This window comes from Lyngbya confervoides BDU141951 (assembly GCF_000817775.3).
Taxonomy (GTDB): domain Bacteria; phylum Cyanobacteriota; class Cyanobacteriia; order Thermosynechococcales; family Thermosynechococcaceae; genus Lyngbya; species Lyngbya confervoides.
The window spans coordinates 65,543-82,234 of sequence record NZ_JTHE03000004.1; the positions used below are offsets into that span (position 1 = coordinate 65,543).

Consider the following 16,692-nt stretch of genomic DNA (forward strand, 5'->3'; position numbering starts at 1 on the left):
CTATCTCTAGATTAGCCACTCTTCCACAGCTTCTTCCTTGGTGTTGGTTCGTCGAGCCAGGGTTTGACGCGTAAAGGTCATGTGAATTTCACGGTTTTGCTCGCCGTCGGCAGCCACTGCCTTGATCGGGTAATCAATGTTGCCATCCTGGAAAGACATTTGAAAGCGGAAGGTGCCGTCAGGACTGAGATCGATCTTGCGATCGCCAATGGTCACGGTGGCATCCGGCTCGGTGGCGCCATAGACAATGAGCTCCGCGTCGGCAATGAGCCAGAATTTACGCGGACGGCTGTGGGGCACTGAGGCCGAAAAGCCAAGGCCAGACGCCGTGGGAATCGCCCATTGACCAATTCCGGAGGGGAAGACAAAGGAACTGAGGGTTTCTTGGGGCACCTGCTGCATGGAACCAAAGAGCGACCCCGCAACCCGCTGAGCTTCTACATCGCCTGCCAGCCCAAAGATCTGATCGTGAATGAGATAGCCTTCTTTGGACACCCCGGCTTCCCCACCCGTGCGCAAGGCCGGCGGCACAAGCTTTGCCAGGGTCTTGCCGCGCAGATCCATGTTCCAATCCACCGTCATGAAGATATCCTCCACCCAATCGGAGGGATAGGTGGGGGGAATATGAACCACTGCCGATCGCGTTAGCAGCAGCCAGCGACCATCGGCGCAGCGGTAGCCGATTTCAATGACATAGTCGCGATCGCTCACGGGAATCGGCAGATACCATTCCCGAGCGAGTTCATCGCAGGGATATTCCTGGACGCTGTGGGGCGCCTGCAACGTGATATCAATATCCGTCGCATCACAGAGGCGCAGGGCAATCTGCTGACCGCCCTGGCGACGCAGATCCTCTTTGTGCTCATTGGGCACATCCCAATAGACAAAGGCCCACTGGGGATCGCGCGGCAGCAAGACAATGCGGCTTTCTCCATACCCCTCCGGCAGGTCGGGCAGTCCTTCATCCACAGAGGCTAGCTCTGCCACCGCCTCCTCCGATCCCAGCTCAAATTTGGCTGCTTCCACCCGCTCTTGACTCGGCAGACCCGATCGCTGATTGGCCCCAGGACCTGGAGAGGACGGAGTGGAACCAGAGATAAAGGGAGTAGAGGCTGGAGAGTCAGTCATAGTTTCCTCGTAGGGTTGGGATGGTGCTTCAGGAGATAGGGATTGGATAGCGGAAAGCAGCTCTTCTTTACGCATGCGGCTATAGCGGGATACCCCCAGGCGACTGGCAACCTTTCGCAGTTGTCTCAAGGTCATCTCTATCAATGGAATGGGATTTTGATCCATGGAGTCTACTCTCTCCTACAACGCGGGGGTGGGCAGTGGACGCAAGGTCGATCCTGGGGATCAACAATTCTTCAATCAATTTAACAATTTGCCTTTCTTTGTCAAGCAGTAGAAGCCATGACTGGCAGCATTTTGACGAATTCCTGTTGTTTCAGGGATCGTTTTGTTATGAAATTATAACATTAAGCTCCTGTTGGGGATCGCATCAGGTCAAGAAATCTTGATATCTACGCCATCCCTCATTTCTGGTTCCGCCGCGGTATTCCGTGGGATCCTGGTAAATTCAAGGGCAGCGATTTGGTGATTTCAATCCGTTTTGTTAGGGATGAACAGTTCCAGGGGGCCAGTTTCGCTATAGTGCATTTCTATAGATTCATACAGTGATGGTCCGTCGCTTTTTCCGCTTGTAGACGATCCCCTTGCCATTGCTGTCACTCTGCGCCATGAACGAGTCTCATTTTCCCGTCGTCTACTCCACCCTTGATTCCGAGGCCTTAGTCTCTCTGGTTCTCAGTCAGTACGGGCTTGGAGATCAGCTCTGCTGTCAGTTCTGGCATCGGGGCCTCAGCGATATTTATTTGGTCACCACGCCCCAAAGTCAGTATGTGCTGCGAGTTTCCCATACCCACTGGCGATCGCGGCCTGAAATTGAGTTTGAGCTGGACTACCTGCGCTACATTCATCACCAGAGCATCCCCGTAGCTATCCCTTTGCCCAATCAGCAGGGGCGCTTTCTGGTGGATATCCACGCCCCGGAGGGAAGTCGATTCGCGACACTCTTCCCCTACGCACCGGGAAAAATTCCCCTAGGTGATCTCAGTCCCCTTCAGGGTAAGGTGTTGGGTCGAGTTGTGGCCCAAATGCACAATGCCGGGCAGCTGTTTCAAAGTGCAGGACAGCGTCCCAGCCTGGAGTTCGACTATCTTTACCGTCGATCCTGTCAAGACATTTTGCCGTTTTTGCGCCATCGCCCGGAAGATTCCGACTATTTAATATCCCTGGGCCAGGAAATTCAAAATAAGTTGCGATCGCTTCCCCAAGTGGCCCCCTTCTGGACGGTATGCTGGGGCGACCCCCATAGTGGAAACATGCATTTTACCGATGATGACACCCTGACGCTGTTTGACTTTGACCAGTGCGGCTATGGCTGGCGAGCCTTTGATATCGGCAAGTTTCTGCAAATTTCCATCCGCTCTGGATTAAATCGAGCCGTACGGGACGCCTTTTTGACCGGCTATGAGGAAGTGTCTCCCCTCACCGAGATGGAAATGGACGCGCTGCAAGCCTTCACCCAAATTGCCCACCTCTGGAGCTGGAGTATTAGTCTCCATTCCGCTAAATTACACAACAGCTGTCAGCTCGATGACAGTTTCTTCACCCAGCGGCTGCATCAGCTGAAGCGATTGAAGTCCCCAGAGTGGCAGCTGTTTTAGGTTCCTTTCTCCTCTGGGCCAGTCTCTTCTAGGATAGAGATCGAGGCGTTTGCTGATCGTCCGTCTCCTGCTCCCTAGGCCTAGCGTTCCTTGTCCTCTTTCTTGTCTTCTTTAAAGTTATTGTTTGTTTCGACCCCCGTGGGTGCCATTGGCTCCGGTATCGGTGGGGGAGTTGAGTTAACCCTGCGCAACATGACCCAGATTCTGTGTCAGCGCGGACATCAGGTGACGGTGCTGGCGCCCCAAGGTTCGACGCTCCCCGGCATTTCCCTAATTGAGGTGGCGGGTCAGCCCCAGCCTTCCATTCAGGTGCAAGACCGCCAGACTCCGGTCGTTCTGCCCGGCCAGTCGCTTCTGGCCAACCTTTGGGAAACGGCGCGCTGCGCTCAAGCGGACTACGATTTAATCATTAATGTGGCCTACGACTGGCTCCCGTTTTACCTGACGGAGTTTTTTACCACGCCCGTTGCCCATTTAGTCAGCATGGGGTCACTCAATGACGCCATGGACCAGATCATTGCTCAGGTGGCCCATCGCCATGCCCATCGGATTTGCGTCTATACCCAAACCCAAGCAAACACCTTTCCTGGCAATCCCGCTTTTTTCCCCATTGGGTTTGGGCTTGATCTGTCCCGCTATGACTTTTGTGCCACGCCGGATCCTCAACTGTGCTGGATGGGTCGCATTTCACCCGAAAAGGCTTTGGAAGATGCGGTGGCCACGGCTCACCGCTGCGGTCTACCCCTGCAGGTGATGGGCAAAATTCAGGATCAATCTTATTTTGAGAAGGTGCTAGCCGCCTATCCCCAAGCCCAGGTTCACTATCGGGGGTTTAAATCAACCCAGGCCATGCAGCAGATCCTGCGTCGTGCTCAGGCACTGCTGGTCACTCCTCGCTGGATTGAAGCCTTTGGCATTGTGCTGATTGAAGCCCTTGCCTGCGGTGTTCCGGTGATTGCCTATCGGCGTGGCGGACCGGCAGAGATTGTGCAGTCAGGAACCACGGGCTGGCTGGTGGATCCAGATAATGTGAATCAACTGGTGGAGGCCGTGGGCAAAATCCCCCAGATTCAACGGCAGGCCTGCCGTCGTCAGGCAGAGGAACAGTTCTCCCTTGAGGCCCTGGGCGATCGCCTAGAGGCCTGGTTTCAAGCCATCTTGACATCCCGGTGACCTGTCCAGGCTTAAAAGCGAACCACTTGGCGCTGCGAGGCCTTGAGATAGCTACGACATTCGGGACAGCGTTTCCCCAAGGCCGGAACGGTTTGAACCAAACCACATTTGGGGCAAGCCCCCCTGGCCACGCTCCACTGCAAGGCAATCCCCAGCCCTGAGAGAAGGACCCAAAGCCCGAAAATTCCCCAGAGCCAGGATCGGGGAAACTGGGGCACAGCCCAGCAGCCCATCGCGATGAGCAAGCTCAGCAGCGTTCCCCAGGCAATACCGCCAAAGATTCGCATCGGTGTGGTGTAGGCCCCCTCAGGGCTTACATCGCGGTTTAAGTTTTGATCCTGATTCCCCTCAGGCGGAGAGGAGGGGGGGGTCTGAAGAGGTTGAGCCATTGCGAGGGTCCAAATAAAGCCTTTCCTGACATTATCTGCGATGGCCAACCCCGCTTCCAGGGATGGACGCTTGAAAGGGGAAGGACTAGAGGGAATGATTGGAGGGACCTGCGTCCTGTCCTCTCCCTTCCTCTCAACCTCCTGCAGCGCCCTGCCTCTAAATTTGTAGGCCCTCGTCCTTGAGTTCCATCAGCAGCCGAGTCACGGTAACGCGGGTGGTGCCAATCATGCTGGCAAGCTGTTGGTGGGTGAGCTTGATGCTCAACTTGATGCCCTCAGGCGTCACATGGCCCAACTCCTGCTGAAGCAGCAAAATGAGCTGACGGAGACGATCCTTGACGCGACGACAGCCGGCCATGGCCAGCAGTGCTTCGGTTTGCTGAATCCGTCGCCCCATTTCTCGCATTAGGCTTTGGGCCAGGCGAGGTGACTGCTCCAGCTCCATGTGATGGAGCCGCATTAAAACCACATCCGATAGGGCTACCGCCTCGTAGGGATTCACCTGGGTAAAGGGACGACCAAAGGGCATAGAGGCGCAGGCCAGCCCAAGGATCCCCTCATCTCCAGAGGGATAAAGGGTGCTTAACTGCACAACCCCACGGCAAACCACCCAGACATCTTCCTCCTTGAGGGGAATGGCCTCACCGCGCTTGAAGGTCCACAGTTTGCGATCATGATACAGCTCGTCCAAGAGCTGACGCCACTCGGCCAGGGAGGGAGAGGCCGCTGATTGCGTAATTTGCATAGGATTGTATTCGTTGAACTTGACATCACCTTAATCAACCAACTCAAAATTTAGGTAATTTCATGGTTATGATTGGGTTAAGGTGTGGCGAAGTTAGCCCTCCACCGCGCCCAGAATTCGCAAGGAGCTGCGCTGGGCCGCGGTGAGTCCTGTGGCATCGCGAATATTGAGCTGTTCGTAGGGGCGGCGATCGCACAGGGTATGCTGCCGCTTGCCGGTCATAACATCCCAAATCGTGAGCGTCCCGTCCTGCGCCGCAGAAATCAGCGATTGTCCATCGGGGGTAAACCGCACGGCCCACACCTCTCCCTCGACACCCACCAGCGTTTGCAGACAATCGCCGCTGCGCCAGTCCCAAATTCGAACGCTCTGATCAAAACTGCCGCTGGCTAATCGATCTCCCGATGGGCTGAGAGCCACGCTCCACACGGTGGCCTGGTGTCCGGTCAGGATGCGATCGCAGCGCAGCGTCCTCAGGTTCCAAACGCGCACCGTTCGATCATCACTGGCGCTCATTAAGTAGTGGCCATCTGCCGTAAAGGCCAACCCTGCCACTAGGTTTCCATGGCCCAGCAACACCTGCTCACAGGTGAGGGAGGTGAGACGCCACAGCCGAATTGAAGCATCATCGCAGCCCGTGGCCAACCATTGCTGGTCCGGGCTGAACTGTACAGACCAGACCCGCGCCTCGTGGGGAAGCACCTGCGGTGGCTCCAGGGTCTGAACATCCCACAGGCGCACCGTCTGATCATCACTGCCGCTGGCCAATAAGCTGCCGTCTGGACTGAAGGCAACGGTATAGACCATGTTGGTATGGCCCCGTAAAACCTTGATCACTTTGCCCTGCTCGCAGTCCCACACCCGCACCGTCCCATCATTTCCACAGCTTGCCAGCTTCTGGCCGTGGGCTGCCAGTCCCCTCACCCAGCGCGAGTGGCCGGTCAAGCGCTGATCGCAGCGTCTCTGCTCTAAATTCCAAAGCTTTACCTGTTCATCATCTCCCCCCGTCGCTACCCACCACTGGTCAAGGGATATCGGCCCCACAATGGCCATGGCCTTAATTCCCGCGCTAAATCCCCGCAACGTTCGGAGGGATTGCCCCGTTTTTACATCCCACAGCTTAACCATGCCGTCATTACTACAGCTAGCAATCACCTCCCCTTGGGGATGAAAAGCCACCGCCCAAACCCCGCTCGGATGCCCCTGCAGGGTTTTGAGGCATTGTCCGGTCTGGTAATTCCACAAGCGCACCGTAAAGTCTTGACTGGAACTAGCTAACAGCGGTGTCTCCTCTGAGGCCAAGTCCGGATCTAGAGAGGGAGCCATCGCCAAGGAAAGGACCGTGTGCCCATGCCCCAGCAGGGTCTGGGTACAGGATAAGCTCTGGCGTTCCCAGATGCGGATCGTTTGATCAAAACTGGCACTGGCAATGAACTGCCCCTCTGGACTGTAGGCCACGGTACTGACTCGACTGCTGTGCCCCGATAGCTCATGGAGACAGATCCCCTGGGTGATATCCCAAATGCGCACCAGACTATCATCCCCACCGCTGACCAGTTGACGACCATCCGGGGAAAAGGCCACGGACCAGATCCAGCCGCCCTCCACCTCCCATACCTGGAGGCACTCTCCCGTGGCCACCGACCAGAGGCGAATGGTGCAGTCACTTCCTGCACTGGCGAGTAGCTGTCCGTCGGGGCTAAAGGCCACGGTCCAGATCCAGCCGCTGTGCCCCTCCAGTATTCGCAGGCAGGCGCCGCTATCAACGTCCCAAAATCTTAAGGTTTGATCCAGGCTCCCGCTCACCACCGTCTGAGCGTCAGGGCTAAAGGTTAGGGAGGAGACCCAGTTGCTGTGTCCGGTGCAAATATGCCATTCCCGAAACTGATCCACCTCTCGAATGCGCAACCGATTGTCTCCATGGCCCATGGCCAGGTAGCGACCATCGGGGCTGAAGGCCAGCGCCACTGTTGCATTCAGCACTGAGGTGAACACGGATTTGGACAGATCCGTTGCCTGCAGGTTGACCTGGTTTAGCTCCGCTTCCACTAGATCGGCCTGCCACACGGTGAGATAGGACAGATCCAGCCCGCTTAAATCCAGGTGCAGCGATCGCATCAAGTTCATCAAGTTCCCCGCTCCGTAGCCCGCCTGCCCCTGAGCCGTTTCCCGCAGGCGCTGAAATAAACTGCGCAGTTTGGCTTCCACCTGACGGTTGGTTTCCAGGTGAGTCAGGATCATGTCAATGACAGGCCGTAAAATAAAGCGATGCTGAGCTTGCTTGACGTAGTCCTTGCTGGTGGCCTTTACCAGGGCGTAAGTTTGTAGTCGACCCAGCTGACCCTGCAAAATATCTTCGCTCATTCCCTGCACCAGGCGGTTGGTGATATATTCCATCACCACGGGTTGCAGAGACAGGCGATGGCGATGGTGCTCCAGCAGCGATCGCCGCGTCAGGGACTGAATCACCTCCGTAATTTGCCGGATAACGGCATCAGCAATTAAGTCCTGCATCAAATCGGGAAGGGAGAGGGGTTCGCGATTGATGGCTAACCAGTAAAGCACCTGCTGCTCGGCCACCGACAGGCGATTAAACTGTCGCGTCAGCACGTCATCAATGTCTTCAAATTGAAGAAATCCCTGGCGCAGAAAGGGCATCAGCTCGGCGGCATCCCCGCCCGCCAGATCTTGAATGGCCGCCGCCACAATTTTCAGCGCTAGGGGATTGCCGCCATAGTGTTCTGTAATGGCCTCAAGGGCCTCGGCTTCCACGCCATAGCATCCTTTACTGCGGAAAATTGAGCGAGTTGAGGCTAAATCCAGACCCGGCATGACCCAGGTCCGCACAGGACCTGCCACAGACTCCAATATCCCGACCTCCCGTGTTTTTTCTCGACTGGTGACCAACAGCGTGCTCTGATGGGGCTGCTCTCCCACCGCTTGGAATAGCCGACGATAGTCTTGATAGGAGGGAAGGTAGCGACCCACGGTGGTTTCACTGGCTAAAATGGATTCCAGGTTATCCAGCACAATTAAACAGCGGCTCTGACGTAAATAGTGGAGCAATCGGCCGATCTGCTGATCGGGATCCTCAGGAAGCTGAATTTCCGTTTGCCGAGACAGAAACTTAACCGCATCCGTCATCAGCTCCGCTAGGGGCGGGGCATTGCGGAGCGATCGCCACAGGACAAATTCGTACTCCGCCTGCACCGCCTGGGCCAGGCGCACAGCTAGCGCCGTTTTACCAATTCCCCCCATGCCCAGGAGCATCACCAATCGGCAATTCTCTTGCAATACCCAGCTTTGTAACTGCTGCAGGTCCGCTTCCCGGCCGAAAAAAGATTCAGACTCTGTGGCATCGCCCCAATCGCGCAGGGAACTGTAGGCCAGCTGATAGGTTTGTTCCGGCTGCGTCCCCCAGTCTTCGCAGCCGAGCGAAGACTGGGGGAAATCGCGTAAATACTGATGGCCAATCCGTTCAAGCGCGCTGCGAAAATTCTTCTTGCTCACCTTTTCTTCCAGCACCTGGGACAGCAGCCGCCACAGCTTTGGCCCCACATCTTTTTTGAGGTACTGACAGGTGTAATTGTAATCTTCCGCAATTTCTTCGTATTTTTGCCCCGCCCAAGCCCCCCGCAGCACTGCCACATCAATATCGCGCAGATGCTTGTGGGTTTTGCGGGAAACCAAGGTGTCAACAACACCAATCAGCTCATCAAGATGCACAGCCATGGATCATTCAGGCGGAAGGGTTCACTTCTTTTGAGTGTGACGGATCAAGCCAGAACTCTACAATGCTTTTGACCTCCAAATTGTGTTCACAGCGGAGACTCGTTTTGGGCCGCAGACCCTGGTTTGCTGACAAACGGATGACTTTTCCCCCTTCATCCTCCCCAATCCAGCCCCCTAGTCGGACCCGGGACTCTCTGCACAAGACTTCAGGTATCGCCTTGGAGGCGGAGGCATTGTGAGCTAGAATTGTTAAGCATTTTTTACAATTTGACGCATTAATGTAGGTACCCCTATGAGTCTTCCCATTCGCAATGTGGCGATTATTGCCCACGTTGACCACGGCAAAACCACGCTGGTTGATGCGCTGCTCAAGCAAGCCGGAACCTTTCGCGAGGGGGAAGACATTCCAGACTGCGTCATGGATTCCAACGATCTAGAGCGCGAACGGGGCATCACCATTTTGTCGAAGAACACCGCCGTTCGCTACCAAGACACCCTGATTAACATCGTCGACACTCCTGGTCACGCGGATTTTGGGGGTGAGGTGGAACGCGTCCTCGGCATGGTCGATGGCTGTCTGCTGATTGTGGATGCCAATGAAGGCCCCATGCCCCAAACACGGTTCGTCCTCAAGAAAGCCCTGGAAAAGGGCCTGCGCCCCATTGTTTTTGTGAACAAAATTGATCGTCCCCAGGCTACGCCCCATATTGCCATCGACAAAGTTCTAGATCTCTTTCTGGAACTCGGGGCTGATGACGATCAGTGTGACTTCCCCTATCTCTTCGGCTCCGGACTTTCGGGCTTTGCCAAAGCCACCTTAGAAGAGGACAGCGAAGACATGCGGCCGCTGTTCGAAGCGCTGCTCAAGCTGGTTCCGCCACCGGCGGGCGATCCTGACAAGCCCCTGCAAATTCAGGTCACGACCCTGGATTATTCAGACTATCTAGGCCGGATCGTGATTGGGAAAATCCATAACGGCACCATCCAGGCAGGTCAGCAAGCCGCGCTAATGCGCGAAGACGGATCTATTGTTAAGGCTAAGGTGTCAAAACTCCTCGGGTTTGAGGGGCTGCGCCGAATCGAGCTGGAAACGGCTGCAGCTGGCAATCTTGTGGCGATCGCAGGGTTTGCCGATGCCAATATTGGCGAAACCATCACCGACCCCAATGATCCCCAAGCCCTGCCGCTGATCAAGGTGGATGAGCCCACGCTGTCGATGAATTTCTGCGTTAATGATTCGCCCTTTGCTGGCAAGGAAGGCCAGTACGTTACCTCCCGTCAGGTCCGCGATCGCCTCCTGCGCGAGCTAGAGACCAACGTCGCCCTGCGAGTGGTAGAAACCGACTCACCCGACAAGTTTGCGGTTTCGGGGCGAGGAGAGCTACACCTGGGCATCTTAATTGAAACCATGCGTCGTGAAGGCTACGAGTTTCAGGTCTCCCAGCCCCAGGTCATTTTCCGAGAGGTGAACGGCCAACCCTGCGAGCCCTTTGAATACCTGGTTCTGGATGTACCCGAAGATGCCGTGGGTAGCTGTATTGAGCGACTCGGCCAGCGAAAAGGGGAAATGCAGGACATGCAGTTAGGGGGGAACGGGCGCGCCCAGCTGGAGTTTGTCATTCCAGCCCGGGGGCTGATTGGCTTCCGCGGCGATTTCATGCGCATTACCCGAGGGGATGGCATTATGAACCACAGCTTTTTGGAATACCGACCCCTGGTGGGAGAAATTAGCGCTCGTCGTAATGGCGTTCTCATCGCCTTTGAAGAGGGTGTTGCCACCTTCTATGCGCTGAAGAATGCAGAGGACCGAGGCGTCTTTTTTATTGAACCCGGCACCAAGGTTTACAAGGGCATGATCATTGGCGAGAACAACCGTCCCCAAGATCTAGAACTCAACGTGTGTAAAACCAAGCAGCTCACCAACCATCGCAGCGCCACCGGAGACGAGCTAGTCCAGCTCCAAACTCCCGTTGAGATGAGTCTAGAGCGGGCCCTGGAGTACATCGGCCCGGATGAACTAGTGGAGGTTACACCAGAATCCATTCGGCTGCGAAAAATGCCCAACCGAAAACTAGCTAAACGTTAAGCTGGATCACTTTTCCGCTCAGCGTTGCCTTAAAACGGATCGGATTCGAACTGCTCGTTCAAGAGCAGTTCTTTTTTTTTTAGGGAAACCTCTGGGTCCTTCGCTGACCTCTCGGCATTGGTTTCCGGAGGCAAGGGACCGCCAGTTCGCCCGGAGTCAAGCCACTAGAGGGACTTAATACTTCGTTTCTTTTTGTTACAAAATGTAATATAGTGGACATGCCCCGTTTTTCCATGGGCCGACCTCAGAATCTTCCCCGCTGAGGCATGGACCTCAGCCAGGAACGTGCATTGTTGAACTCTTTTTCCCTTGTGACGACTCCCTCTCCCATGGCCAGCATCACTGCTGCACCCCTGCGGATGGACTTGAGTCAAAAGCTGGCTCAACTGCAAGCCACTCAGGAAAAAATGCTGGCCCTAGTGGGCTATGATCTCTGGGCGCCCCTTTCCACCTTGCAGATCTGTCTTGAAAGCTTGGCTGACTCGGATCTGTACGGCGAGGACAACCGGGGTCAACTCACGGAACTGGGGTTCGATAGTATTCAGCATCTGCAGGCTTTATTTCAGCGATTTTTGAGCCTAGCCCATCACAGGGACGACGCCCTGTATCGCCATTCCCAGTCTCTCCAGAACAGCCTCCAGCAGATTATTCAAACCTTTGAACGGCGCAAGATTGCCCCCCCGTCTTTGCCGCCCGGCCCGGAGCCTCCAGTACCGGCTGATCAGGAAGAAGAGTTTTTAAAGCATCAGGTCAATGTCTACGAACATACCCACCGCAATCTAATTGCCATTGTCGGCCATGAACTTCGGACCCCGCTCACCTCAGTAGAGGTGTGTTTGGAAACCTTAGACAGTTTTCCAGATATGGCGCCGGCAATTCGCCAAACCATGCTAGATACAGCTTTGCAAGATATCGATCGGCTTCACCGACTACTTCGTGATTGTTTCAGTCTCACCCGTTTAAAGCAATCACAGATCTGTCCGCTTGACGACGTGGTCCATTTACCAGAACTTCTGGATCTGGTCATTGTTGGGGTGAAAGGACGATATCCCGCACCCCCCCAGATTTGCCTGGGGTTGCGTGAAGTCTTCCCTCCTCTTCGCTTTGATGGCGATCGCCTCATGGAAGCCCTCAATCGCCTGTTGGATAACGCCTGTAAGTTTACTGACCCGTCGGGACACATTACCGTGGAGGCGCACCTGAGATCTAGCGCAGGTTCCGGGGATCTGTCCTCCCCGACTTCCCCGCAGTTGGAGATTATCGTGGCTGACACCGGGCGGGGAATCTCGCCTCAAAATCTGCGCGCCGTATTCAATTCCTTTTACCAAGAAGAGGATGCGCTGCAGCGCACCGCCGGGGGCACCGGAATTGGCCTGGCAATTTGCCGCAAGCTTGCCGAACAGTTAGGGGGTAAGATCTGGGCCAACTCCCCTGGACGCTGGCAAGGAACCGGGGTGCATCTGCTCATTCCCGTCCGGCTGGCCTGAGACTCATCCGCCAAATTGTTGCCAACTGTTGACAACCTCCCGGTCCTGTTTCGCCAGTTGTGTTATAGTCTCTAGTGTCCCACGAACAAAATCCCGTTCAGGAATTTAGGAGGTGATGCCCATGCAAGATAGTAGTAAACGTATGGGTCTCCAAGTTGAAGTGAGCCGACTGTGTGCCGGGGCTATTCTCTAAGAATCAATTCCTGTAGACCCTCTTCAGTCTAGGAATTGGCTGGGCTTCTCCCGGCAGTCAGGTTTCAACTTGAAGATCCGCTAGACCGCTCCCAACGAGTCCTCAAGGACTTCTGTTGGGAGCGGATAGTTTTTGGGGAGCATGATTGAGAAGGAGCGTTGGTGAAGAGATATTGTGCGTTCCCATTGTTTAAGATCCCAAACTTTGCCCAAGAGGAAGCTTGTTGATCAACGGGTAAAGGGCTACAGTCTCGCGCGCGGCGTGATCTTTTGACGCAGCTCCGTCTTAATGCGATTCAAGATAGAGGTCTGATCCAGGGTGCTGAGGATCTCGGATACCACAGCTTTCGGGCTGTGCTCGCCCCAGCATGCCCCCCGCACTAAATATTCCTTGGCAATTTGACCAATGGCATAGGAAGAGACGCCAGCCACGGCAGCTTGGGTCATGGCAACCGAGGCGTAGGGCACCAAAGAGACTCCTCCCGTTGCCGGTGCAGCCAACCCCAGCACGCCTTTCAAAGAACCCAGCCCCAAGGTTGCCAGTAACTCTGTTAAGCTCACGCCTCCCATGGCAATGGCAATGTTGCGCAGAAGCAACAGCGCGCCTTGACGGGTCATGGGTAATCCATAAAGTTTGGAGAGGGTTAAAATCATGGCCACGTCAATAACCAGGCTGCTCATGACGTCGACAATGGCCACAGGGTTGATTGCCGTTGCAATGGCCTTACTCATTGCACTGCGCCAGATGACTTGGCCAGCATTGCGATCGCGGATTTGGAGCTTTCTAGTGATAACGCGCTCTTGCACATCATCGGCAAAGAGCATCGTGTTCAATGCCACCAGCGCCTTGCCCTCCCGGTCCAGCACCTCTAAAATCTTGAGCTTTAAGTCTTCAATTTGCGGGGGGCCTGGCACCAGTTCTGCGCTCACACTTCCATCCCTATGCTGCACGGCCTGAGCCACCAAGGGGGCTGCTGCAGCCATGACAATTTCATCGGGAGAGAGTAATTCCTTGACGCGATCGTCGCGGATTTTCTTGTAAATCGCCTGCCGATCCACCTCTGGATATTGATCAATTTTGTTGAAGACCAGCAGAATGGGTTTGCTGTGACCTCGCAGGGCCGAGAGTGCTTCATACTCAACCCGCGTCATATCCCCGGCCACAATAAACAGAATCAAATCCGCCTGCTGCGCCACCTGGGTCGCCAACTGCTCGCGCGCCTCTCCATCCACTTCATCAATCCCTGGCGTATCAATCAGCTCAATTTGAGACTGCCCTTGACCCGGAAGACAGTATCGCCATAGGGGCATCTCTCCAGGAGCCTCGACTTGATGGGCCGGTTCCCAGGACGCGCGCTGGGTTTGGCGCGTCACGCCATGGGTGGGTCCGGTGGCAAAAATAGTCTGTCCCAGCAGGGCATTCAGCAAGGAAGACTTACCCCGACTGACCATGCCAAACACAGCAATATGGACCCGGTCCGTCTCTAGCTTATGGAGCATGTGTTCCAGGGACTGGATATGGTCTTCCAACCCCGTGCGTTCGCGGGCCGTCAGGTCCAGTTTCCCTAACAGTCGCGCGAGGGAAGATTGGGCATGTTGATAACTCAAATCTGCCTGAGCTTGATCCAGTGCTTGAATTACCTCATCCCACTCATGATCTAGCCCCTCAAGGCCATCGGCAGCTGAGCCGAAGTTGTTGGAAGTTGTCACAGCGATTTCTATGGGTTAGGCCATCCTAGGTTTAGGGATTCTTTGTGCCCGGATGGCGGGGTGATGGATGCTTTAATTTTAATAGTTTAGATTCAACCACTTAGGTCCACCCAGTCTCTTGCCCAGATCCCTGTGGTGAGGGCCGGTTCCTATTCAGGTTTCCTAATTTCAGGTTCTCCATGAGTTTGAACCCCCAATACAGGTTTTTATCCCCAATAGGGTAAGGTGGACGTTACCTAACCTTAGATCATCCCTGCACAATGTCCTACGAGCGCGAGAAAATCATCGCCATTGAAGCCGTTCTGGCTGCGACCCAACTGTGTGAGCAAGTGCGTCAGCAAATTTCCCCAGCCGCAATTGAAAAAAAAGATAAAAGCCCTGTGACCATTGCAGACTATGGGTCGCAGGCACTCATCTGTCGGGCTCTGGCCGAAGCGTTTCCCCAGGATCCGGTGATTGCGGAGGAAGAGGCCGCCGCCCTCGGTAGTGCCGAGATGAAACTGCAGCTCCAGCAGGTTACAGACTCTATCCGCCAGGTTATTCCAACGGTGGTTCCAGCGGAAGTGCTGAACTGGATTGGTCACGGCAGCGCCCAGAGCGGGGACCGATATTGGACCTTAGACCCCATTGACGGGACCAAAGGATTCTTGCGCCAGGATCAGTATGCCGTAGCCTTAGCGCTCGTAGAAGCGGGCGAGATTAAAGTGGGGGTACTCAGCTGTCCGGCCTTAAGTCTAAACGGACTGGGCCCAGGACTGCTCTTTACCGCCGTACGAGGGGAAGGGGCCACCATGCGGTCTCTGGAAAACGAGGCCTCCCAACCCATTCAAGTGGCCCAGGGAACCCAAAATCTGCGCTTTGTCGAAAGCGTAGAATCCGGTCATGGGAATCAGTCGCAGCAAAGTGCCATTGCCCAAACCGTTGGCATTACTGCGCCCTCACTACGCATGGACTCCCAGGCCAAATACGCAGCGGTGGCCACGGGAGAAGCCGCCCTTTACTTACGTCTGCCCTCCCCCAAAACGCCGGACTACCGCGAAAAAATTTGGGACCATGCCGCCGGAGTCATTGTCGTAGAAGAAGCTGGTGGCAAAGTGACGGATATGTATGGTCAAAAACTAGACTTTACGCAGGGCGCCAAACTGGTTCATAACCAGGGCGTCATTGTGAGTAACGGTAGGCTTCATGACCAGGTCATTGCCGCCCTAGCCACCTAACCTGACAGCCCTGCCCTATCCTCGGTCCGGTACTTCATCCACCCAAATGGACGCACCTTGGAAAGGCACCAAATCGGCGGGGACTCCTGCAGTCACCACGGGAAAATCTCCGCCGGCGGGCGTGGCTACCCAACCACTATCTGGGGTTGCCAGGTAGCCCATGCATCCATGCATTAGGGAGTACACGACCACAATCCCGGCGGCCGAAATGCTCACGAGTGTTCCCGCAAACAATAGCGAAAAGTCTCGCCGCAAGAACGCCATAATCATCAGGCGCAGCGACCAGAGAGATAACCCAAGAACAGTAGAGAGGAGTATGAGCATAATTTTAATTATTGTAACAAAACTCCTCAGTGTCACCCAGTCTCTTTGGGAAGCTTTTGTTTTATTTAAGATTTGTAAACTTCAGGTTAGGCGCCACGAATCGGTACGTGACGGTCTGCAAGGTGGGCTTTGATTTCAGCAATGGAAAGCTGCCCATAATGCAGGAGCGATGCTAGTAGGGCCGCTTCCGCATGCCCTTCCGTTAGCGCCGCATGGATATGCTGGCAGGTTCCTGCTCCCCCTGAGGCAATCACGGGAATCTGCACCTGCTGGGCAATGGCCCGGGTCAGGGCCAGATCATATCCAGCCTGGGTCCCATCTGCATCCATGCTGGTCACCAGCAGTTCCCCGGCGCCTCGCTGCTCCACTTCCTGAGCCCAGGCAATGGCGTCGAGGCCCGTATTTTCCCGACCGCCCCGCACATAGACATCCCAGCCCGGACGGTCCGGATCCTGGCGCCGCCTGGCATCGATAGCCACCACGATGCACTGCACGCCAAACCGTTCGCTGGCCTGATTCAGTAATTCAGGATTGCGCACCGCTGCCGAATTAATGCTCACCTTATCGGCTCCGGCCCTTAATAATTGTTTGATGGTTTCTAAGGATTGGATCCCACCACCAACGGTCAGGGGAATGAAGACTTCCTCTGCGGTTCGATAGACCACATCAAAAATAATGTTTCGATCTTCGTGGGTGGCGGTAATGTCTAAAAACACCAGCTCGTCGGCCCCAGCCTCGTTGTAGACCTTAGCCAGCTCAACGGGATCGCCTGCATCCCGAAGATTCACAAAGTTGATCCCCTTCACTACTCGTCCAGCCTTCACGTCTAAGCAGGGGAGAATTCGTTTCGCAAGCATGGAGCGTCGTGGGAAAGGTACATTAGACATCTGTACAACCATATCAAAGTCCTA

12 protein-coding genes are annotated in these 16,692 nt (G+C 55.2%); 5 read left to right on the top strand and 7 right to left on the bottom strand.

Annotated elements, in window-relative coordinates; genetic code table 11:
- Positions 1 to 6: 6 nt before the first annotated feature.
- On the bottom strand, positions 7 to 1,293 hold the full coding sequence (locus QQ91_RS00480; protein WP_166278611.1) for a DUF4912 domain-containing protein: 1,287 nt from the start codon (positions 1,291 to 1,293) through the stop codon (positions 7 to 9).
- Positions 1,294 to 1,736: 443 nt separating this feature from the next.
- On the opposite strand from QQ91_RS00480, the gene QQ91_RS00485 reads away from it, so the two are divergent.
- Entirely contained in the window at positions 1,737 to 2,726 is a 990-nt protein-coding gene (locus tag QQ91_RS00485) for a phosphotransferase (protein ID WP_166278613.1), read from the top strand.
- Between the two features lie 120 nt (positions 2,727 to 2,846).
- Entirely contained in the window at positions 2,847 to 3,899 is a 1,053-nt protein-coding gene (locus QQ91_RS00490) for a glycosyltransferase family 4 protein (protein WP_236096012.1), read from the top strand.
- Positions 3,900 to 3,910: 11 nt separating this feature from the next.
- Here the strand turns inward: QQ91_RS00490 and QQ91_RS00495 are convergent, their stop codons facing one another.
- The 3 genes from QQ91_RS00495 to QQ91_RS00505 form a co-directional block, all read right to left on the bottom strand.
- Entirely contained in the window at positions 3,911 to 4,288 is a 378-nt protein-coding gene (locus tag QQ91_RS00495; protein ID WP_236096013.1) for a hypothetical protein, read from the bottom strand.
- A 157-nt stretch (positions 4,289 to 4,445) separates the two neighbouring features.
- Positions 4,446 to 5,033, bottom strand: coding sequence for a Crp/Fnr family transcriptional regulator (locus tag QQ91_RS00500; protein ID WP_166278616.1), 588 nt, complete (start codon positions 5,031 to 5,033; stop codon positions 4,446 to 4,448).
- Positions 5,034 to 5,126: 93 nt separating this feature from the next.
- On the bottom strand, positions 5,127 to 8,765 hold the full coding sequence (locus QQ91_RS00505) for a helix-turn-helix domain-containing protein (RefSeq protein ID WP_166278619.1): 3,639 nt from the start codon (positions 8,763 to 8,765) through the stop codon (positions 5,127 to 5,129).
- Positions 8,766 to 9,057: 292 nt separating this feature from the next.
- Here QQ91_RS00505 and typA point away from each other — a divergent pair, with 292 nt between their 5' ends.
- Together typA and QQ91_RS00515 are read left to right on the top strand one after the other, a co-directional pair.
- A complete protein-coding gene (gene typA / locus QQ91_RS00510) occupies positions 9,058 to 10,851 on the top strand; it encodes a translational GTPase TypA (protein ID WP_166278622.1) in 1,794 nt (597 codons plus the stop codon).
- Positions 10,852 to 11,144: 293 nt separating this feature from the next.
- Complete coding sequence (locus QQ91_RS00515; protein WP_166278625.1) at positions 11,145 to 12,338, top strand: sensor histidine kinase; 1,194 nt, start codon at positions 11,145 to 11,147, stop codon at positions 12,336 to 12,338.
- 435 nt (positions 12,339 to 12,773) lie between these two features.
- Here QQ91_RS00515 and QQ91_RS00520 read toward each other — a convergent pair whose 3' ends face one another.
- A complete protein-coding gene (locus QQ91_RS00520; RefSeq protein ID WP_375340930.1) occupies positions 12,774 to 14,240 on the bottom strand; it encodes a GTP-binding protein in 1,467 nt (488 codons plus the stop codon).
- A gap of 260 nt (positions 14,241 to 14,500) precedes the next feature.
- Here QQ91_RS00520 and QQ91_RS00525 point away from each other — a divergent pair, with 260 nt between their 5' ends.
- The gene (locus tag QQ91_RS00525) at positions 14,501 to 15,457 is read left to right on the top strand and encodes a 3'(2'),5'-bisphosphate nucleotidase (protein WP_166278628.1); all 957 of its coding nucleotides are present in this window, start codon (positions 14,501 to 14,503) and stop codon (positions 15,455 to 15,457) included.
- Between the two features lie 15 nt (positions 15,458 to 15,472).
- On the opposite strand, the gene QQ91_RS00530 is transcribed toward QQ91_RS00525, so the two are convergent.
- Together QQ91_RS00530 and hisF are read right to left on the bottom strand one after the other, a co-directional pair.
- Positions 15,473 to 15,781, bottom strand: coding sequence for a hypothetical protein (locus QQ91_RS00530; protein ID WP_166278631.1), 309 nt, complete (start codon positions 15,779 to 15,781; stop codon positions 15,473 to 15,475).
- Between the two features lie 86 nt (positions 15,782 to 15,867).
- The gene (gene hisF / locus QQ91_RS00535; protein ID WP_166278634.1) at positions 15,868 to 16,638 is read right to left on the bottom strand and encodes an imidazole glycerol phosphate synthase subunit HisF; all 771 of its coding nucleotides are present in this window, start codon (positions 16,636 to 16,638) and stop codon (positions 15,868 to 15,870) included.
- Positions 16,639 to 16,692 lie beyond the last annotated feature (54 nt).

Coding starts and splice junctions, on each gene's coding strand:
- QQ91_RS00480 (WP_166278611.1), bottom strand. CDS start 1,293: ATGGATCAAAATCCCATTCCATTGATAGAGATGACCTTGAGACAACTG.
- QQ91_RS00485 (WP_166278613.1), top strand. CDS start 1,737: ATGAACGAGTCTCATTTTCCCGTCGTCTACTCCACCCTTGATTCCGAG.
- QQ91_RS00495 (WP_236096013.1), bottom strand. CDS start 4,288: ATGGCTCAACCTCTTCAGACCCCCCCCTCCTCTCCGCCTGAGGGGAAT.
- QQ91_RS00500 (WP_166278616.1), bottom strand. CDS start 5,033: ATGCAAATTACGCAATCAGCGGCCTCTCCCTCCCTGGCCGAGTGGCGT.
- QQ91_RS00505 (WP_166278619.1), bottom strand. CDS start 8,765: ATGGCTGTGCATCTTGATGAGCTGATTGGTGTTGTTGACACCTTGGTT.
- typA (WP_166278622.1), top strand. CDS start 9,058: ATGAGTCTTCCCATTCGCAATGTGGCGATTATTGCCCACGTTGACCAC.
- QQ91_RS00525 (WP_166278628.1), top strand. CDS start 14,501: ATGTCCTACGAGCGCGAGAAAATCATCGCCATTGAAGCCGTTCTGGCT.
- QQ91_RS00530 (WP_166278631.1), bottom strand. CDS start 15,781: ATGCTCATACTCCTCTCTACTGTTCTTGGGTTATCTCTCTGGTCGCTG.
- hisF (WP_166278634.1), bottom strand. CDS start 16,638: ATGCTTGCGAAACGAATTCTCCCCTGCTTAGACGTGAAGGCTGGACGA.